Consider the following 15,905-nt stretch of genomic DNA (forward strand, 5'->3'; position numbering starts at 1 on the left):
ATGTTGATTATCGGACCTCCCGGGTCCGGCAAGGGAACGCAGGCGGAACGCATTTCAGAACGCCTCGGCGTCGTTGCGATCTCCACCGGAGACATCTTCCGCGCCAACGTCAAGGGTGAGACTCCGCTCGGCGTCGAAGCCAAGAAGTACATGGACGCCGGCGACTTCGTCCCGGACAGCGTCACCAACAAGATGGTGCGCGACCGCCTCAATGAGGACGACGTCGAGGCAGGCTTCCTGCTCGACGGGTACCCGCGCACCACCGCGCAGGTGGACTACCTCGAAGACATCCTCGCCGGCGCTGACCAGAAGCTCGACGTCGTGCTCCAGCTCACCGCTGACGACGAGGAGCTGGTTACCCGCCTCCTGGGCCGTGCCAAGGAAACTGGCCGCAGCGACGACAACGAAGGCGTTATCCGTCACCGGCTGGACCTGTACCACGAGCAGACCGAACCTGTGGTGGCCAAGTATGCCGAACGCGGCATCCTGACCCAGGTGGACGGCATCGGTGCCATCGACGAAGTCACCGAGCGCGTCATGGAAGCGATCAAGTCGGCCCAGGCCGCCTGATCCTCACCCCCTGATCCACGCATGCTCATTGCGGCTGACGCAGAACAGAGACGCAGTGCAGAAGGGCGCGTTCCGTACCATCGGGTACGGGACGCGCCCTTCGGCGTTGGGCGGCCCCGCAGCGAGCCCGTTCCGAACCGTTGAACCGGTACGGGAGAATAGAGCTTGAAGACTTGGGTTGATGACCCATGGTGGAGGCCCGGGATCCAGCCCGCCCGGACCGCGAGAGAAAATTTTGAGGTAGCGATGGCATTCGGCCAGGCACGCATTGAATACAAGACCAACGCCCAGATGCGCACGATGCACGAGGCCGGACTGGTCCTGAGCCGGGCACTGGATGCGGCGGTGGCCGCCGCGGCCCCCGGCGTCACCACTGCCCGGCTGGATGAGGTCTTCGCCGCCGTGCTCCAGGACGCCGGCGCCAAGTCCAACTTCCTCGGCTACCACGGGTTCCCGGCCACGATCTGCACCTCGGTGAACGAAGAGGTGGTGCACGGCATCCCCGGCGGCCGGGTCCTGGCGGACGGCGACATCATCTCGATCGACGGCGGCGCGATCGTGGACGGCTGGCACTCCGATTCGGCGCGGACCGTGATTGTCGGCACCGCCGATCCCGAAGACGTTCGCCTCTCCGAGGTTACCGAGGAAGCCATGTGGCGTGGCATCGCAGCCCTGGCCACCGGGAAATTCGTGGGCGATATCGGCAACGCCGTGGACGACTACGTCTCCTCCGTGCCGGGCAAACCGCTGGGCATCCTGGAGGACTATGTAGGGCACGGAATCGGCTCCGAGATGCACATGGCGCCGGACGTGCTGAACTACCGCACCGGCCACCGCGGGCCGAAGATCCGCCCGGGGCTGTGCCTCGCAATCGAGCCCATGCTGGTCCGGGGCAGCATCGAGACCGCAATCCTGGACGACGACTGGACCGTCGTCACCACGGATGGCAAGCGCTCCTGCCAGTGGGAGCACTCGGTGGCCGTGCACGAGAAGGGGATCTGGGTCCTCTCGGCACCTGACGGGGGAGCGGCGAAACTGGCGCCGCTCGGCGTCGTGCCCGTCCCGATTCCCTAGGCCCGAACTACAAGGCGACTCGCGGGATTTCTGGCGACGCGCAAAATCCCTGGCGACACCGGAATACGGTAGCGCCAGGGATTTTGCGTGTCGCAGGTCAGCCGGGGCGCACAATGGAGCCATGGGAGCAACAGGAGCCATCACAGACGTGGCCGGCATCCGGATAGGCCATGTCCAGAAGTCCGGCGACGGCTGGCTGAGCGGAGTGACTGTGGTTCTCCCGCCGCCGGGCACCGTCGGCTCGGTCGACGTCCGGGGCGGCGGGCCCGCGACGCATGAGACGGACTCACTGGATCCCACCACGCTGTCCCAGACCGTGGACGCCGTGGTCCTGACCGGGGGCAGCGCCTTTGGCCTCGCAGCCGCGGGCGGCGCCATGCGCTGGTGCGAGGAGAACGGCCGAGGCTTCACGGTCCCCGGCGGGCTTGTTCCGATCGTGCCGGCGGCCGCGATTTTCGACCTGGGCCGCGGCGGCGATTTCTCCGCCCGCCCTGGAGAGGCGATGGGCTACGCGGCGACGGCCGCCGCCGCCGGGCAGCCGGAAGGGCACGACGTCGAACGCGGCAACGTCGGCGCCGGCACAGGAGCGGCAATCGGCAGGGGCACGTACAAAGGGGGAGTGGGCACAGCCTCCCTCACCCTAGAAAACGGGGTGACCGTCGGCGCCATTGCGGTCGTCAACGCGCTCGGACTGCCGTGGGGCACATCGCCGCAGCAGGCGGAACCCGGCAGCGTGCGTCTAAGCGACGAAGGAGCGAGCACGCAGAGGGTTTCGGCTGTTGGGGCGGGAGGTGAGGCCGAAGCCGCAGACTACGGCGTTGGCGGTACGCCCCCGCCGCTCAACACCACGCTCGTCGTCGTCGCCACGGACGCCGTCCTGGACAAGGCGGACTGCAAACGCACCGCCTCGGCGGCCCATGCCGGACTGGCCCGGGCTTTGAATCCAAGCCACACCCTCGCCGACGGCGATACCGTGTTCGCGCTGGCGACGGGCGCCGTCGCGCTTGACCGCAGCACCCCGGCGGCCCGGCAGATCAGCCTCATTACCCTGCAGAGCGCGGCCGCCGACGTCGTCCGGCTGGCCATCCTCGACGGGATCTCGCAGGCGGAGGCAGTGACGACGGCGGCCGGGACGCTAGGTGCGTACGGACGCTGAGTGCGCTACGATGGGCGGATTTAACTTCGGATTTAACAATCCGGCCGCGATGGCGTAGTGTTGTCTGTTGGTTGTCTGCCCCGTTGTGCCCTTTTGGGGTCGGGTGGCACCAGCCAATCAATCAAAAACGTCCGCGGTCATGACCGGTGCAAACCGGGAGGCTGCGGCAACAACAGTTAGCGGAGGGTATGGCCAAGAAGGACGGGGTCATTGAGATCGAGGGCGTTGTGACCGAGGCGCTGCCCAATGCGATGTTTCGCGTTGAGCTCACCAACAAGCACATCGTTCTGGCACACATCTCTGGAAAGATGCGCCAGCACTACATCAGGATCCTCCCCGAGGACCGCGTAGTGGTGGAGCTGAGCCCTTACGACCTGACACGTGGTCGTATCGTCTACCGCTACAAGTAAACACTGGGCGGCCAGGGCAATAGCCGAGGGCCGGTCCAGCTGACCAACTGCAACACGCAAAGGAACGCCATGAAGGTCAAGCCGAGCGTCAAGCAGATCTGCGAAAAGTGCAAAGTGATCCGCCGTAATGGCCGGGTCATGGTGATCTGCGAGAACCCGCGCCACAAGCAGCGCCAGGGCTAATTTCCTTCACTGGAAACCCTGGGTTGCTAACCCACGCAAGTAAATAAAGGCAGCACAAGCTGAACTGGGACGTATGAGCCCGGACAGCTAACCCCCGGTCGGAGGCTGGGGCCGCACTGAACATGCGGGTGTACTGCCTACGACCTCCGGTTTATACAAGGAGTACTGCCAATATGGCTCGTCTCGCTGGCGTAGACATTCCCCGCGAAAAGCGGCTGGAAATTGCGCTTACTTACATCTACGGCGTGGGCAAGACCCGTGCACACGAAACCCTGGCTGCTACCGGCATCAGCGCTGACGTTCGGGTCAAGGACCTGACCGACGCGCAGCTGGTTGAGCTGCGTGACTACATTGAAGGCAACTACAAGGTTGAGGGTGACCTTCGCCGCGAAGTAGCCGCTGATATCCGCCGCAAGGTTGAAATCGGCAGCTACGAAGGTATTCGCCACCGCAAGGGCCTGCCAGTGCGCGGTCAGCGTACGAAGACGAACGCGCGTACCCGCAAGGGTCCGAAGCGCACCGTCGCAGGCAAGAAGAAGGCCCGTTAATCCCTGAGGGATTAACTCGGTTTTCCCCCGATAACTTTCTGTAGGAGAAAAAATGCCCCCGAAGACTCGTGGCGCGGTTCGCAAGCCGCGTAAGAAGGACAAGAAGAATATCGCGCTGGGCCAGGCGCACATCAAGAGCACCTTTAACAACACCATCGTGTCCATCACGGACCCGAACGGTGCTGTCATCTCCTGGGCTTCGTCCGGTGAGGTTGGCTTCAAGGGCTCGCGTAAGTCCACCCCGTTCGCTGCCCAGATGGCCGCCGAAGCCGCCGCAAAGCGTGCACAGGAGCACGGCATGCGCAAGGTTGACGTGTTCGTCAAGGGACCGGGTTCCGGACGCGAAACCGCCATCCGCTCGCTGCAGGCCGCTGGCCTCGAGGTTGGCTCCATCCAGGACGTCACCCCCAGCGCCCACAACGGCTGCCGTCCGCCGAAGCGCCGCCGCGTCTAAGGCTTTCCAGCGCCCAGGAGCTTGCCCGGACCCTCACCGGTCCGGGCAGGCCCGGCCGCGTTAAGTCTTCAGACCGATCTTTCCACCACCTGTGTTGCGTCATATAGCGGATGCTCGCCGAAAGGAAACCTAAGTGCTCATTGCACAGCGCCCCACCCTCTCCGAAGAGGTCGTCTCCGAAAACCGCTCACGGTTCATCATCGAACCGCTGGAGCCGGGCTTTGGTTACACCCTCGGAAACTCCCTCCGCCGTACCCTGCTCTCCTCCATCCCCGGTGCCTCTGTAACGAGCATCCGGATCGATGGCGTGCTGCACGAGTTCACCACGGTTCCGGGTGTCAAGGAAGATGTCACTGAGATCATCCTGAACATCAAGAACCTGTCGGTTTCCTCCGAGCACGACGAGCCGGTTGTTGCTTACCTGCGCAAGCAGGGACCGGGAGTCGTCACCGCCGCGGACATCGCTCCGCCGGCCGGCGTCGAATTCCACAACCCGGATCTGCACATTGCCACGCTGAACTCGAAGGGCAAGTTCGAACTCGAACTGACCATCGAGCGCGGTCGCGGCTACGTTTCGGCAGCTCAGAACAAGTCCGGCGACTCCGAGATCGGCCGCATCCCGGTCGACTCGATCTACTCGCCGGTTCTGAAGGTTACTTTCCGCGTGGAAGCTACCCGTGTTGAGCAGCGCACTGACTTCGACAAGCTCATTGTCGACGTCGAGACCAAGCAGGCAATCGCCCCGCGCGACGCCGTTGCTTCGGCAGGTACCACCCTGGTGGAACTGTTCGGTCTGGCCCGCGAGCTGAACACCGCAGCTGAAGGTATCGAGATCGGTCCGTCGCCGACGGACGCTGCCCTGGCAGCCGACATGGCACTGCCGATCGAGGATCTGGACCTGACGGTCCGTTCCTACAACTGCCTCAAGCGTGAGGGCATCCACACCGTGGGTGAACTCGTTGCCCGCTCCGAGGCTGACCTCATGGACATCCGCAACTTCGGCGCGAAGTCCATTGATGAGGTCAAGGCCAAGCTGGTCGAACTGGGCCTGTCCCTCAAGGACTCCCCTCCCGGTTTCGATCTCGCAGCACGTGCCGCAGCCATCGAAGAGGACGACGCCGCGTTCAGCGACGACGAGCTCTAACCAACAGATCTTGGCCGGCTGGCTGGATGCACCCTGGTGTGCGCAGCCCGACGGCTTCCAATGAGGAGAAACTATAATGCCTACCCCCGCTAAGGGTCCGCGCCTCGGAGGCGGAGCGGCTCACGAGCGTCTTATGCTCGCGAACCTGTCCGCCGCACTTTTCGAGCACAAGCGGATCACCACCACGGTGACCAAGGCCAAGCGCCTGAAGCCGTACGCCGAGCGCCTGGTGACTTTCGCCAAGCGTGGCGACCTCGCGTCCCGCCGTCGTGTACTCGGCCTGATCAGCAACAAGGGCGTCGTCCACGAGCTGTTCACCGACATTGCACAGGCAGTGGAAAACCGCGATGGCGGCTACACCCGCATCACCAAGATCGGCAACCGCAAGGGCGACAACGCCCCCATGGCTGTCATCGAACTGGTTCTCGAGCCGGTTTCCGCAAAGCAGGCCGTGGTAGCCGAGGCTACCTCTGCTGCCAAGCGCGACGCTGACAAGAAGGACGCCGAAAAGGCCGAAGCGGCTCCGGTTGCCGAGACCGAAGAGGCTGCTGAGACCGAAGAGGCTCCAGCCGCTGAGACCGAAGCCGCTACCGAAGAGGCTCCGGCCGCTGAGGAAGCAGCCGCTGAGTCCGAGAAGGACGCGAAGTAATTCGCTAAATCTTTCTTATAGACTTAAGTCTATGAACGAGCTCAAACCCGCTGCCCCCGTCTTGGGGGGCGGCGGGTTTTTGCGTATCCGGCTGGATGTGGCGTACGACGGCGGCCCGTTCAGCGGGTGGGCCGTGCAGCCGGGACTGCGCACCGTCCAGGGCGTCCTGGAGGAGGCCCTCGCGCTGCTGATCCGACGCCCCGTCCGGGTTACGGTTGCCGGGCGCACCGACGCCGGGGTTCACGCCCGCGGCCAGGTGGTCCACCTGGACCTCAGCGAGGCGGAGTGGCTGGGCCTGAACCGGGGCGCCGAACTGGATCCCGCCGTCGCCCTGCTCCGCCGCATCCGCGGTGCCTTGAGCCGTGGCCTGGGCGACCTCAGCGGCGCCATCGAGGTGCACCGGGTGAGTGCGGCACCCGTTGGCTTCGATGCCCGGTTCTCCGCCCTCTGGCGCCGCTATTCGTACCGGATCGCGGACGGCCCCGCGCTGTGGGACCCGCTGGGACGCGCCTCGACCCTGTGGCACAAGGTTCCGCTGGACGTCGGTCTCCTCAACGAGGGCGCCGCGCCGCTGCTGGGCCTGCAGGACTTCCGCTCGTACTGCAAGCCCCGCGAGGGGGCCACGACCATCCGTGAACTGCAGCGCTTCGAATTCGAGCGCGGCGCGGACGGCGTCATTGTCGTCACCGTTCAGGCTGACGCGTTCTGCCACAACATGGTCCGCTCCCTGGTGGGCTCGGCGTTGTACGTGGGGGAGGGCGAAGAGGCCCCGGAATGGCTCTACGAGCGGCTCCTCGCCCGGCAGCGCGACGCCCGCTCCGTTCTCGCAGCCCCCCACCCGCTGGTGCTCGAGGAAGTGGCCTACCCGACAGAGAGCGGCATGCTGGCCCGGGCCGAACTGACGCGGGCACTGCGGGCCTAAACTGCGCCACCGATTTTCCCCACCTTTGCCGGAGCGAGGCCGCTCTACGCCGGCGGGTCGGCGCAACACGCCGGCGTCGGCCGCCAAAGGTGGGGAAACTTCGACGCCACCACAGCCATGTGGGCACGAAAAGGCGGTGGGCCTGCGGGCCTAAATTAGGCGGGAAGCTCGAGGGTGAAGGTGCTGCCGTGGCCCGGACTGGTGCGGCACGAGATGGATCCGCCGTGCCCTTCCACGATGGCCTTGGTGATGGACAGCCCTAAGCCGGCGCCCGGAATGGATCCGTCCCGGACGGCCGGGCTGCGGAAGAAACGGGTGAAGACCCGCCCGGCGTCGGCGGCGGTCATGCCCATCCCGGTGTCCTCGACGTGAAGGCGCACCAGGCCGTCGCCGGAGCTGGCGGAGACCCGCACCGATCCGCCGTCGGGCGAGTACTTGATCGCGTTGGAAACGAGGTTGTCCAGGGCCTGGCTGATCCGGAGCGGGTCCACGTGGGCCCAGAGCGGACCCTGGACGTCCGTGGCGAGGCAGACGCGGGACGCCTGGGCGTGGGCCTGGGCCGAGCCGAGGCTCGCCTCCACGATGCCGGCGAGGTCGGTGCGGCGCGGATGGACATGGACGGCGGCGCTGGCGGACATGAGAAGGTCCGAGACCAGGGCCAGCAGCCGCTCCGCGTTGCGCTGCGCCACTTCGACGCGGCGGACCACCGGACTGTCCAGGCCCTCGGTGTCGGCGAGCACCAGGTCCAGGTTGCCGATGATGGACGTCAACGGCGTGCGGAATTCGTGGGAGACAGTGGAGACGACCTCGTCCTTCGCTGCCAGGGCGTCCACCAGGCCGGTGACCTCGTTGAAGACCACCACGGCGCCGCGGAAGTCGCCGGCGTCGTTCTTCAGGGGCCGGGCCCCGGTAGAGACCACGCGGCTGGCCGCCGCCTCACCGAAGCAGACAAGGTAGTCGGCAAACGACTCGCCGGCCAGCGCCCGCCGGATGGGACGGCGCTCCAGCGGCAGGGGGGTGCTTCGGTCCTGCCCGGTCAGCACGAGCCGGCCCTCTTCCTCCGGCAGTACTTCCCCCGCCGGTTCGGCCGTAGGACGGGGCGCCGCGGCCGCGGATTCCTCGAGTTCGGCCTGCCACGTGTTCGTGAGCAGCCGGCGGCCGCTGGCATCCACTGCCACGATCCCGACGTCGACGGTGTCAAGAATGGTGTTCAGGAGCCGTTCGCGCTCCCGGCTGTCCGCGAGCAGGACCTCCAGCTCGGCTTCCTTGGACTTGATCCGCCGCTGCTCGCGCCGCAGGCGCGCCCGCGCGAAACGCATGGCCAGGGAGACCGCGAGCATCATCAGGGGCATCAGCAGGGCTTCGGCCGTGCGGGCCGCAAGCGGTGCCGGCCGGTCCGCCAGGAGCCAGGGCAGGGCGGCCAGGAGGGGCACCGAGAAACTCAATGAAAGGCTCGCGGGGGCGGAGAGCCTGGACGCCGAAATCCACACCACGGGCAAGACGGAGAGCACACCTGGATCCGGGAGCCCGGCGGAGGTGCCATCCCGGAGCAACCCAATCGCAACCAGGTCCAGGACAGGGATGACGAGCGGCGCCAACGGCCCAAAACGCTGCCAGGGGACCAGTACGCAGGCCACCAGGAGGGCGGCCTGCAGGGCAAAGGCGTACCGGCACAGGATGCTGTCCGGAAGGCCGGGCCAGGCGGCCGGGGCAGCCATGACGATTCCGGCCAGCATCACGGCCAGCGGCAACTGGCATACGAGGACCCGCCCGCGCGGCCCCAAAGCCTTCCCGTGTCGATCCAAACTGCGGATCAGCCGCTGTCTAAGCAAAGACGCCGTGCCCCCTTCCCGTTGCTCCAGTTTTACACCCTGTGTCACGCAAATTTGACATAAGTCGAAGTTTTGCCATTTCTGTTACCGGGCAGCCGCGAATTTGCCCCTTAGGGTGGGTATTCTGACATTGCTGGTGGGGGCCGGCGAGATAATTGCTGCCGCCGCATCCGCGAACGGCAGCGTAGCGTGACACATGAGGGGGGCCATGACCGACATGGGAGTCGCCGTCGTTGTAGAAGACGACGAAGATGTTCGGAACCTTGTCGAAGCCGTATTGAGCCAGGCGGGGTTCGAAGTCCACTCGGCGGCCGGCGGACGTGAAGGGGTCGACGTCGTGAGGGCACGGGAGGCAAACGTGGTCACCCTCGATGTCGGGCTTCCCGACATCGACGGTTTCGAGGTGCTGCGCCGGATCCGGCAGTTCAGTGACGCGTACGTGGTCATGCTGACAGCGCGAACCGACGAACTGGACACCCTGACGGCGTTTCATACCGGGGCTGATGATTTCCTGGCGAAGCCATTCCGGCCCCGGGAGCTGCGCGCCCGCGTGGGTGCCATGATGCGCCGGCCCCGGCAGGACCTCGGCGCCGCGGACGGATCCGCGATGGATTCTGGGGCGGCCGCCGCCCCGGCAGCGTCCCAGAGTCCAGTGCTGCACCACAACGGCCTGGACCTGAACCCCGAGACCCGGTCCGTGAGTGTCGACGGCGTGGCGGTCAGCCTGACCCGCAGCGAGTTCGACCTCTTGCAGGCGCTCCTGAAGGGCGCCGGCGCCGTGCGGTCCAAGACCGAGCTGGTGCGCGTGGTCCGGGGCGATTACTACCGGGCGGACGCCTACATCAGCGAATCCGACGAACGCGCCGTCGAGGTGCATATCGGCAACCTGCGGAGGAAACTCGGCGAGGACCCCGTGCAGCCGCGCTGGCTGCAGACCGTCCGCGGCGTGGGCTACCGGCTGTCGCCGGCGCGGTAGCCCCCGGAGGGGCTTCCGGTGCCCGGCACCCGGGAAACCTGTAGGCGGCAGCGGTCCCGCCGGTCCTAGCTGTCCCACAGGACGTAGCTGAACTGGAGCTCGTCGACGGTTTCCCCGCCGCGCGCGGCAACGTCGCGCAGGAGCGACAGTGCGCGGCCAATGTCTCCGGCCCTGAGGGCGTTCTCCAGTTCGCCGGCGAGCTGGGCCAGGCGCAGGCCTCCGACCATGGCCGAGGACGTCTTCAGGCTCAGCACAGCGTCCATCGAGCCCGCGAGATCCCCGCGTTCGAGGGCCGAGGCCAGCGAGCGGTAGCGCTGGTCCCACATCCGGGTGTAGTCCCTGGCAAATCCCTTCGCCACGGCCGGATTTTCCAGCTGTGCACCCAGGTCCTGAAGCGCGGCAGGGTCCACGAGCGGGGCCGTCGGCAGGTCCTCGGGGAGGACCTCCGGGAAGGCCGCTGCCGCGCTGGATGCCGTGAGGGCAGGCGCCGGCAGTCCCGGAGAGGTGGTGGGAGCGAGGGCAATGCCCGCATCTCCGTCGTCGGGGCAAGCGCTTGGAAGGGACATGTGACCACGCTACTTGCTGATGCGGCCGATGCCTTGCAGCCCGGTCTATCCTGCGGAAACCCTGAGGCTTTCCCGAGGGGAACCAATCCCGGCCGCTGGTGCCGGCCGTGGCCGTGTCGGCGGCCGTTTACTGGCCACTGAACGTGTCGATGGCGTTGATGACGGCCGGGCCCAGGATGGCGATGAAAAGCACGGGGAAGATGAAGAACAGCAGGGGAAACAGGATGGTGACGGGCAGCTTCATGGCCTTCTCCTCGGCCCGTTGCCGGCGCTTGACCCGCATGACCTTCGCCTGCACCCGCAACACCCGGCTGATGGCAATGCCGTAGGTGTCGGCCTGGACCACGGCCTGGACGAAGCTGCGCAGCTCGGGCACGTTGGTCCGTTCCGCCAGTGCCACGTATGACTCGCGCCGGCTGCGCCCTACCTGCATGTCCTGCAGGGTCCGGATAAGTTCCTCCGCCAGGGGGCCCTTGCCGTTCTCGCCGGCCCGGGCCATGGCGCCTTCGAAGCCCAGGCCCGCTTCCACGGAGATCAGCATCTGGTCCAGCGTGTTGGCCAGTTCCAGCTGCATGGTCTTCTGGCGTTCCTGCCCTTTGCTGTACAGCAGGAGGTCGGGGATGAAGTAGCCGAGCAGGAACACAAAGATTCCCACGAGCTTGAGGATCGGCGTCGGGCTGTTGGCGCTGATCCAGAAGCCCAGCAGGGCGCCCAGCAGCCCAAGGAGTGGCTTGGCTGCGAGCACGCGGCCCAGCGGCAGAGACGCGGGGCGCCCGGCGAGGGACAACAGCCGGTCCAGTTTGCGGACGTACGCCGCGGGAGTCAGCCGGTGCCCGGCCCGTTCCAGCAGGCTGCTGCGCTCCCGATGGATGAGCTCGGCCGGGTCGGTGCCCAGCGCCAGCATTTCCCGCATGGCGCGCTGTGACCTCCGGTCGACGGAGAGCAGCGACCACGCCAGATAGCCGAGCGGCAATGCCACCAGCAGCGTGGCAAGGAGTACAGCAGGTGCCATGGCCGCCTCAGAACTTCAGGTCGATGATTTTGCGCATCCACAGCCCGCCAATGGTCATGAGGATGACGGAGGCGGCGACCATGCCCCAGCCCAGCGGGTGCGTGAACATGGCGTTCATGTAGCCGGGATTGACCAGCATCAGCATCACCACGATCCCGATCGGCATGGCCATGAGGATGTACGCGGAAAACTTTCCCTCGGCGGCGAGGGATTTGATGTGTCCTTTGATCTCGCTGCGCTCGCGGATGGTCTCGTTGACCTGGTCCAGGACTTCGGCCAGGTTCCCGCCCACTTCGCGGTTGATCTGGATGGCCTGGGCGATCCAGACGAAGTCCTCGTTCCGCATCCGGTCCGCGGTGTCGCTCAGGGAGTCCAGGAGGTCCCGGCCCAGGCTGGTCTCTGTAACCACGCGGCGCATCTCTTCCGACGTCGGGCTTTGCGATTCGGACGCGGCGGCGTCAATGGCGCGCATGATGCTGTGCCCGGCCCGGAGGCCGCCGGAGAGCAGCTGCAGGGTATCGCCGAGCTGCTGGTCGAACTTGGTGCGGCGCTTGCCGGCCAGGATGCGGAGCACGAGGTGGCCCACGACCGGCGCCAGGAGCACCAGGAGGACCGCCAGTAACGGGCCCGCGACGACGAACCCTGCGAGGCCCCCCGCAACCGCTCCGGCCAGGAGCAGGACGTAGAAGTCGGCCTGGCCCAGGCGCAGGCCGGCCTGTTCCAGCGACTCGCGGTTGAAGAGCCGGACTTTGCGGCCGGAAAAGAATCCGTCGACCAGGTGGACGGCCGAGCCGGCGAACCGCGTCAGCTGCGAGTCGGCCTGGCCCTGGACGGGCCTGCGCCTGTCCAGGGGGACACTGGCCCCGCCGGGGGAGAGCAGCGCGAATCCCAGGACCACCACTGCGCTGAAGAGCAGGCCGACGCCGATGGGCAGCAGAGTCATGGACAGATCACGCCCTTCCAGCCGGGGTCAGCGGCGCGGCAAACACAGCGGGGGAGACATGGATGCCCAGGTCCTCGAAACGGTCGATGAAACGCGGGCGGATGCCTGTGGGGACGGGCCTGCCAAGGAACCGGCCGTGGGCGTCGACGCCGGCGGCGTAGTCGAACACGAAGGCGTCCTGAAGCGTGACGATGTCGCCCTCCATGCCCTGGACCTCCGTGACGTGGGTGATCCGCCGGGTGCCGTCCCGCAGCCGGGAGATCTGGATAATCAGGTTGACGGCCGAGGCGATCTGTTCCCGGATGGCGCGCAGCGGCAGGTCCATGCCGGCCATGAGCACCAGCGTCTCCAGACGGGCCACGGCATCCCGGGGCGAGTTGGAGTGCACGGTCGAGAGCGACCCGTCGTGGCCTGTGTTCATGGCCTGGAGCATGTCCAGCGATTCGCCGCCGCGGACCTCGCCCACCACGATCCGGTCCGGTCGCATGCGCAGGGAGTTCCGCAGCAGTTCGCGGATGGTCACCTCGCCCTTGCCCTCAGTGTTCGACGGCCGGCTTTCCAGCCGCACCACGTGTTCCTGCTGGATCTGGAGTTCGACGGCGTCCTCGATCGTCACGATCCGCTCGTCGTGGGGCAGGAACGAGGAAAGGACATTCAGCAGTGTCGTTTTGCCGGTGCCGGTGCCGCCCGAGACGATGATGTTGAGCTTGGCCTTCACGCAGGCGTTCAGCAGTTCCGCCATTTCCGGCGTCAACGTGCCGAACTCGATGAGGTTCCGGACAGTCAGCGGCACCTTGCTGAACTTTCGGATGGTCAGCGACGAACCGCCGACGGCGAGCGGCGGGATAACGGCATTGACGCGGGACCCGTCCTCGAGCCGAGCATCCACGAGGGGCGAGGACTCATCGATGCGCCGGCCCACTTTGGAAACGATGCGCTCGATCACCTTGCGGAGGTGGTCCTCGGAGCTGAACCGCGACTCCGTCAAGGTCAGTTTGCCGTTGCGTTCCACGTAGATCTGGTCCATCCGGTTGACCATGATTTCCGTGACGGCGGGATCGTCCAGGAGGCGCTGCAACGGGCCGTAGCCCAGGACGTCGTCGGCCACGTCGCGGACCAGCCGGGAGCGCTCTTCGGCGGACAGGGGGACCTGTTCGGCGTCGATGATGCGCGTCAGCTCCTCCCGCGCGGAGGTGCGGAGGTCCTCTTCCGTGGTTGCCGAATCGTTGAAGCGGGTTCCCATGCGCTCGAACAACGCAGTGGCGGCCCGCTGTTTGAGGGCGGCGAAAGCGTCGACGGGCTGCTGGCCACGGGCGCGGGAGTCCTGGTGCTCCGGGAAAGCCGGCAGCGGTGGGCGGTCAGTCTTCTGGAGCACGACGGCGGCCGGCGCTGCCGCCGTCGTCGCGCTTCCTCCGGTGGGGGACATGGCCAACGGAGATGCGGCCTGAGGGGATTCGGCCCGTGGGGCGGACGCAATCGTTCCCTCGGCGGAGCGGAGCCGTTCGGACAGTTTCATCAGACCACCACCCGGCGGTGCAGTTTCTTCTGGGCGGTGGCGCGCCAGGCGGGATCGAACCGGTTGACGAGCTGTTTCAGTCCCTTGATGGCAGGATCTTTGCGTCCGTCCTGGAGGACCGGGATGCCGCGGTTGGTGGAGAACGCCACTGCCTTGGACCGCGGGATGCTGACGTCCACGGGCGCGCCGATGGTCGCCTCGACGTCCTGGACGCTCAACCCGGACTTCGAGTCCGCCATGTTCAGCACCACGTGGCGGGTCTCGGGCAGCAGGTCCAGGCGCCGGAGGATATCCAGGCCGGAGCGCAGCCCGCGGATACTCGGCACGTCCATGGCAGTCACCCAGACGGCGTCGGTGCACTGCTCGAGGGCGGCCAGCCCGACCTCCGGGAGCCCGGGTGCGGTGTCGACCACGACGTATTGGAACTGTTCGGCCAGTTGTTCTAGCAGGCGCGTGACCTGCTGGGGTGTGATGTCGTCGGCCTCCTCGGGCGTCCGGGGGGCGCAGAGGGCGTAGATGCTCCCGGGATGGACGGTGAGGAAGGCTTTGAGGACGAGGGAATCCTGGCTGGCCGCGGACGAGACGGCGTCGGTCACGGTGTGCTCCGGGTGCAGGTACAGGCCTGAGGCCACGTCCCCGAACTGCAGGTCCAGGTCCACAATGACCACGCCCATGGGCGCCACTTTGCCCAGCCCGATGGCGATGTTGGTGGCGATCGTGGTTTTGCCGACCCCGCCTTTGGGGGAGAAGACGCCGATCACCAACCCCCTGGCGCTGTCAGGCTGGCTGGCCGCCGTGGTTCGGTTGCGGGTGGCGAACGACTGGCAGGCCCGCTCCAGCAGCACCCGGATCTGGGCCGGGTCCGCCGCCGGGCTGAGGATGTCGCGGATGCCGGCCCGCATGGCCAGCAGGACGAAGTTCGGATCGGCCTCGCCGACCAGGATGACGCTGAGCTCGGGAAGCTGGACGTCGAATACCGTCGCCAGGCGCAGGGCGTCCTCCACCGGCACGTCCGGTCCCAGGATCAAGACCTCGGGCCGTTCCTGGTTGAGGCTGGCGAAGAGCTCCGCCGGGTTCGCGGGATTGACGAACGCGAAGGTCTGCAGGCCGCCCGGAAGGCCGCCGGCCAGGGCCTGGCGGACGCGGGCATCGAAATCAGTGTTCGGCGAAATCAGGACAAAGCGGCTCATTTGTACACCTCTGGTCGCGTTACGATGCCGGGGCGGCCGCTGTCCGTGGCGTTGAGCGGTTCCTTGCTCAGCCAGATGCTGGCCGATTCCGTGAAGTTTGCGGCATAGACAATCTTTGTGGCTTCCATATCATTCACGGCGACCGTAACGATCATGGAGCCGGTGGGGAGCGACGTGTCCTCGGCTTCCGCGGGGGAGCCGGCGGCAGAGGGCTGCGGGGACGGGGCCACCACCGGGGCGCGCTGGACAGCCGTCACGAGAGCCTTGTGTACCGTCAGTTGGGTAGTCTCTTTGTCTGCCTTCGCCTCGAGGCCGCCGTCCTTGAGGTTGATGAAGACACCCACATGGTCGCCCGCCGCGAGACGGCCGCCGACGAGCCGCTGGGGCTCGAGCTGGAAGGAAACCTCCTGCAGGCCCTTAGGCACTTCAATCGCTCCGCTCGCCTTTAGTGCCTCCGGCTCAATCAGCCGCTCGGCGACGAGCTGTTCGCCAGGGAGGAGGTCGACGGCGGTGACTTTGCCGGCCAGCCCGTCCAGGTTCGTGAGAGCCGACTTCGAGACGGCTTTTCCGGGAAGATCCTGGCTGGTCACGAATGCTTTCAAGGCCGCGACCGACGTGCCGGCCGGCACAGCTTTCGACACCACGAGAACGGTGACGGGCTGCAGGCCCTGCACCGCCCTGCTGTCGGCGCCCTGCGCGTAGCTGACTACCAGGACGGCTCCGACGACGGCCAGCACCAGGGCCGCGATTCCTGCCAATA

General features: G+C 66.6%; 18 protein-coding genes. 11 read left to right on the forward strand and 7 right to left on the reverse strand.

Translation table 11 applies throughout. The features are described from left to right. From AC1DGD_RS01705 to truA, 10 genes are all read left to right on the forward strand, one after another. Entirely contained in the window at positions 1-570 is a 570-nt protein-coding gene (locus AC1DGD_RS01705) for an adenylate kinase (protein ID WP_173403039.1), read from the forward strand. Positions 571-816: 246 nt separating this feature from the next. After that, a complete protein-coding gene (map, locus tag AC1DGD_RS01710) occupies positions 817-1,644 on the forward strand; it encodes a type I methionyl aminopeptidase (RefSeq protein WP_476851482.1) in 828 nt (275 codons plus the stop codon). Between the two features lie 121 nt (positions 1,645-1,765). Beyond that, positions 1,766-2,800, forward strand: coding sequence for a P1 family peptidase (locus AC1DGD_RS01715; RefSeq protein ID WP_476855690.1), 1,035 nt, complete (start codon positions 1,766-1,768; stop codon positions 2,798-2,800). Between the two features lie 188 nt (positions 2,801-2,988). Next, on the forward strand, positions 2,989-3,210 hold the full coding sequence (infA, locus tag AC1DGD_RS01720) for a translation initiation factor IF-1 (protein ID WP_009358723.1): 222 nt from the start codon (positions 2,989-2,991) through the stop codon (positions 3,208-3,210). A gap of 69 nt (positions 3,211-3,279) precedes the next feature. Further along, positions 3,280-3,393 carry a 50S ribosomal protein L36 gene (gene rpmJ / locus AC1DGD_RS01725; protein ID WP_009358722.1) on the forward strand — a complete coding sequence of 38 codons (114 nt, stop codon included), beginning with the start codon at positions 3,280-3,282 and terminating at the stop codon, positions 3,391-3,393. A gap of 173 nt (positions 3,394-3,566) precedes the next feature. Beyond that, positions 3,567-3,941 carry a 30S ribosomal protein S13 gene (rpsM, locus tag AC1DGD_RS01730; RefSeq protein WP_028275004.1) on the forward strand — a complete coding sequence of 125 codons (375 nt, stop codon included), beginning with the start codon at positions 3,567-3,569 and terminating at the stop codon, positions 3,939-3,941. Positions 3,942-3,993: 52 nt separating this feature from the next. Then, positions 3,994-4,395, forward strand: coding sequence for a 30S ribosomal protein S11 (rpsK, locus tag AC1DGD_RS01735; RefSeq protein WP_018773682.1), 402 nt, complete (start codon positions 3,994-3,996; stop codon positions 4,393-4,395). Positions 4,396-4,528: 133 nt separating this feature from the next. Continuing rightward, positions 4,529-5,539, forward strand: coding sequence for a DNA-directed RNA polymerase subunit alpha (locus AC1DGD_RS01740; RefSeq protein WP_018773683.1), 1,011 nt, complete (start codon positions 4,529-4,531; stop codon positions 5,537-5,539). Between the two features lie 76 nt (positions 5,540-5,615). Next, complete coding sequence (gene rplQ, locus AC1DGD_RS01745) at positions 5,616-6,188, forward strand: 50S ribosomal protein L17 (protein ID WP_476855691.1); 573 nt, start codon at positions 5,616-5,618, stop codon at positions 6,186-6,188. Positions 6,189-6,219: 31 nt separating this feature from the next. Then, on the forward strand, positions 6,220-7,110 hold the full coding sequence (gene truA, locus AC1DGD_RS01750) for a tRNA pseudouridine(38-40) synthase TruA (protein WP_476855692.1): 891 nt from the start codon (positions 6,220-6,222) through the stop codon (positions 7,108-7,110). Positions 7,111-7,265: 155 nt separating this feature from the next. On the opposite strand, the gene AC1DGD_RS01755 is transcribed toward truA, so the two are convergent. Beyond that, entirely contained in the window at positions 7,266-8,846 is a 1,581-nt protein-coding gene (locus AC1DGD_RS01755) for a sensor histidine kinase (RefSeq protein WP_476855693.1), read from the reverse strand. Positions 8,847-9,150: 304 nt separating this feature from the next. Here AC1DGD_RS01755 and AC1DGD_RS01760 point away from each other — a divergent pair, with 304 nt between their 5' ends. Next, on the forward strand, positions 9,151-9,918 hold the full coding sequence (locus AC1DGD_RS01760; RefSeq protein ID WP_476855694.1) for a response regulator transcription factor: 768 nt from the start codon (positions 9,151-9,153) through the stop codon (positions 9,916-9,918). Positions 9,919-9,983: 65 nt separating this feature from the next. On the opposite strand, the gene AC1DGD_RS01765 is transcribed toward AC1DGD_RS01760, so the two are convergent. The 6 genes from AC1DGD_RS01765 to cpaB all read right to left on the reverse strand — a co-directional run bounded on the left by AC1DGD_RS01765 (position 9,984) and on the right by cpaB (position 15,903). After that, on the reverse strand, positions 9,984-10,484 hold the full coding sequence (locus tag AC1DGD_RS01765) for an Hpt domain-containing protein (protein WP_476855695.1): 501 nt from the start codon (positions 10,482-10,484) through the stop codon (positions 9,984-9,986). Positions 10,485-10,611: 127 nt separating this feature from the next. Further along, positions 10,612-11,496: a type II secretion system F family protein gene (locus AC1DGD_RS01770; protein WP_476855696.1), complete on the reverse strand. Its 885-nt coding sequence runs from the start codon at positions 11,494-11,496 to the stop codon at positions 10,612-10,614. 7 nt (positions 11,497-11,503) lie between these two features. Then, the gene (locus AC1DGD_RS01775) at positions 11,504-12,439 is read right to left on the reverse strand and encodes a type II secretion system F family protein (RefSeq protein WP_476855697.1); all 936 of its coding nucleotides are present in this window, start codon (positions 12,437-12,439) and stop codon (positions 11,504-11,506) included. A 7-nt stretch (positions 12,440-12,446) separates the two neighbouring features. Continuing rightward, on the reverse strand, positions 12,447-13,955 hold the full coding sequence (locus AC1DGD_RS01780) for a CpaF family protein (protein ID WP_476851473.1): 1,509 nt from the start codon (positions 13,953-13,955) through the stop codon (positions 12,447-12,449). Further along, positions 13,955-15,145, reverse strand: coding sequence for a CpaE/TadZ family protein (locus AC1DGD_RS01785; protein ID WP_476851472.1), 1,191 nt, complete (start codon positions 15,143-15,145; stop codon positions 13,955-13,957). Before AC1DGD_RS01785 ends, AC1DGD_RS01780 begins: the two co-directional genes overlap by 1 nt. Next, positions 15,142-15,903, reverse strand: coding sequence for a Flp pilus assembly protein CpaB (gene cpaB / locus AC1DGD_RS01790; protein WP_476855698.1), 762 nt, complete (start codon positions 15,901-15,903; stop codon positions 15,142-15,144). The genes AC1DGD_RS01785 and cpaB overlap by 4 nt, the downstream gene beginning before the upstream one ends. Positions 15,904-15,905: the final 2 nt, after the last annotated feature.

Source organism: Arthrobacter sp. 05T45, from assembly GCF_056395875.1.

What these genes read in the sequence shown, in the direction of transcription:
- AC1DGD_RS01775 (WP_476855697.1), bottom strand. Translation starts at nt 12,439, where the DNA reads ATGACTCTGCTGCCCATCGGCGTCGGCCTGCTCTTCAGCGCAGTGGTG.
- rpsM (WP_028275004.1), top strand. Translation starts at nt 3,567, where the DNA reads ATGGCTCGTCTCGCTGGCGTAGACATTCCCCGCGAAAAGCGGCTGGAA.
- AC1DGD_RS01765 (WP_476855695.1), bottom strand. Translation starts at nt 10,484, where the DNA reads ATGTCCCTTCCAAGCGCTTGCCCCGACGACGGAGATGCGGGCATTGCC.
- AC1DGD_RS01785 (WP_476851472.1), bottom strand. Translation starts at nt 15,145, where the DNA reads ATGAGCCGCTTTGTCCTGATTTCGCCGAACACTGATTTCGATGCCCGC.
- rplQ (WP_476855691.1), top strand. Translation starts at nt 5,616, where the DNA reads ATGCCTACCCCCGCTAAGGGTCCGCGCCTCGGAGGCGGAGCGGCTCAC.
- AC1DGD_RS01715 (WP_476855690.1), top strand. Translation starts at nt 1,766, where the DNA reads ATGGGAGCAACAGGAGCCATCACAGACGTGGCCGGCATCCGGATAGGC.
- AC1DGD_RS01755 (WP_476855693.1), bottom strand. Translation starts at nt 8,846, where the DNA reads ATGCTGGCCGGAATCGTCATGGCTGCCCCGGCCGCCTGGCCCGGCCTT.
- rpmJ (WP_009358722.1), top strand. Translation starts at nt 3,280, where the DNA reads ATGAAGGTCAAGCCGAGCGTCAAGCAGATCTGCGAAAAGTGCAAAGTG.
- AC1DGD_RS01705 (WP_173403039.1), top strand. Translation starts at nt 1, where the DNA reads ATGTTGATTATCGGACCTCCCGGGTCCGGCAAGGGAACGCAGGCGGAA.
- rpsK (WP_018773682.1), top strand. Translation starts at nt 3,994, where the DNA reads ATGCCCCCGAAGACTCGTGGCGCGGTTCGCAAGCCGCGTAAGAAGGAC.
- truA (WP_476855692.1), top strand. Translation starts at nt 6,220, where the DNA reads ATGAACGAGCTCAAACCCGCTGCCCCCGTCTTGGGGGGCGGCGGGTTT.
- AC1DGD_RS01770 (WP_476855696.1), bottom strand. Translation starts at nt 11,496, where the DNA reads ATGGCACCTGCTGTACTCCTTGCCACGCTGCTGGTGGCATTGCCGCTC.
- map (WP_476851482.1), top strand. Translation starts at nt 817, where the DNA reads ATGGCATTCGGCCAGGCACGCATTGAATACAAGACCAACGCCCAGATG.
- AC1DGD_RS01780 (WP_476851473.1), bottom strand. Translation starts at nt 13,955, where the DNA reads ATGAAACTGTCCGAACGGCTCCGCTCCGCCGAGGGAACGATTGCGTCC.
- AC1DGD_RS01760 (WP_476855694.1), top strand. Translation starts at nt 9,151, where the DNA reads ATGACCGACATGGGAGTCGCCGTCGTTGTAGAAGACGACGAAGATGTT.
- infA (WP_009358723.1), top strand. Translation starts at nt 2,989, where the DNA reads ATGGCCAAGAAGGACGGGGTCATTGAGATCGAGGGCGTTGTGACCGAG.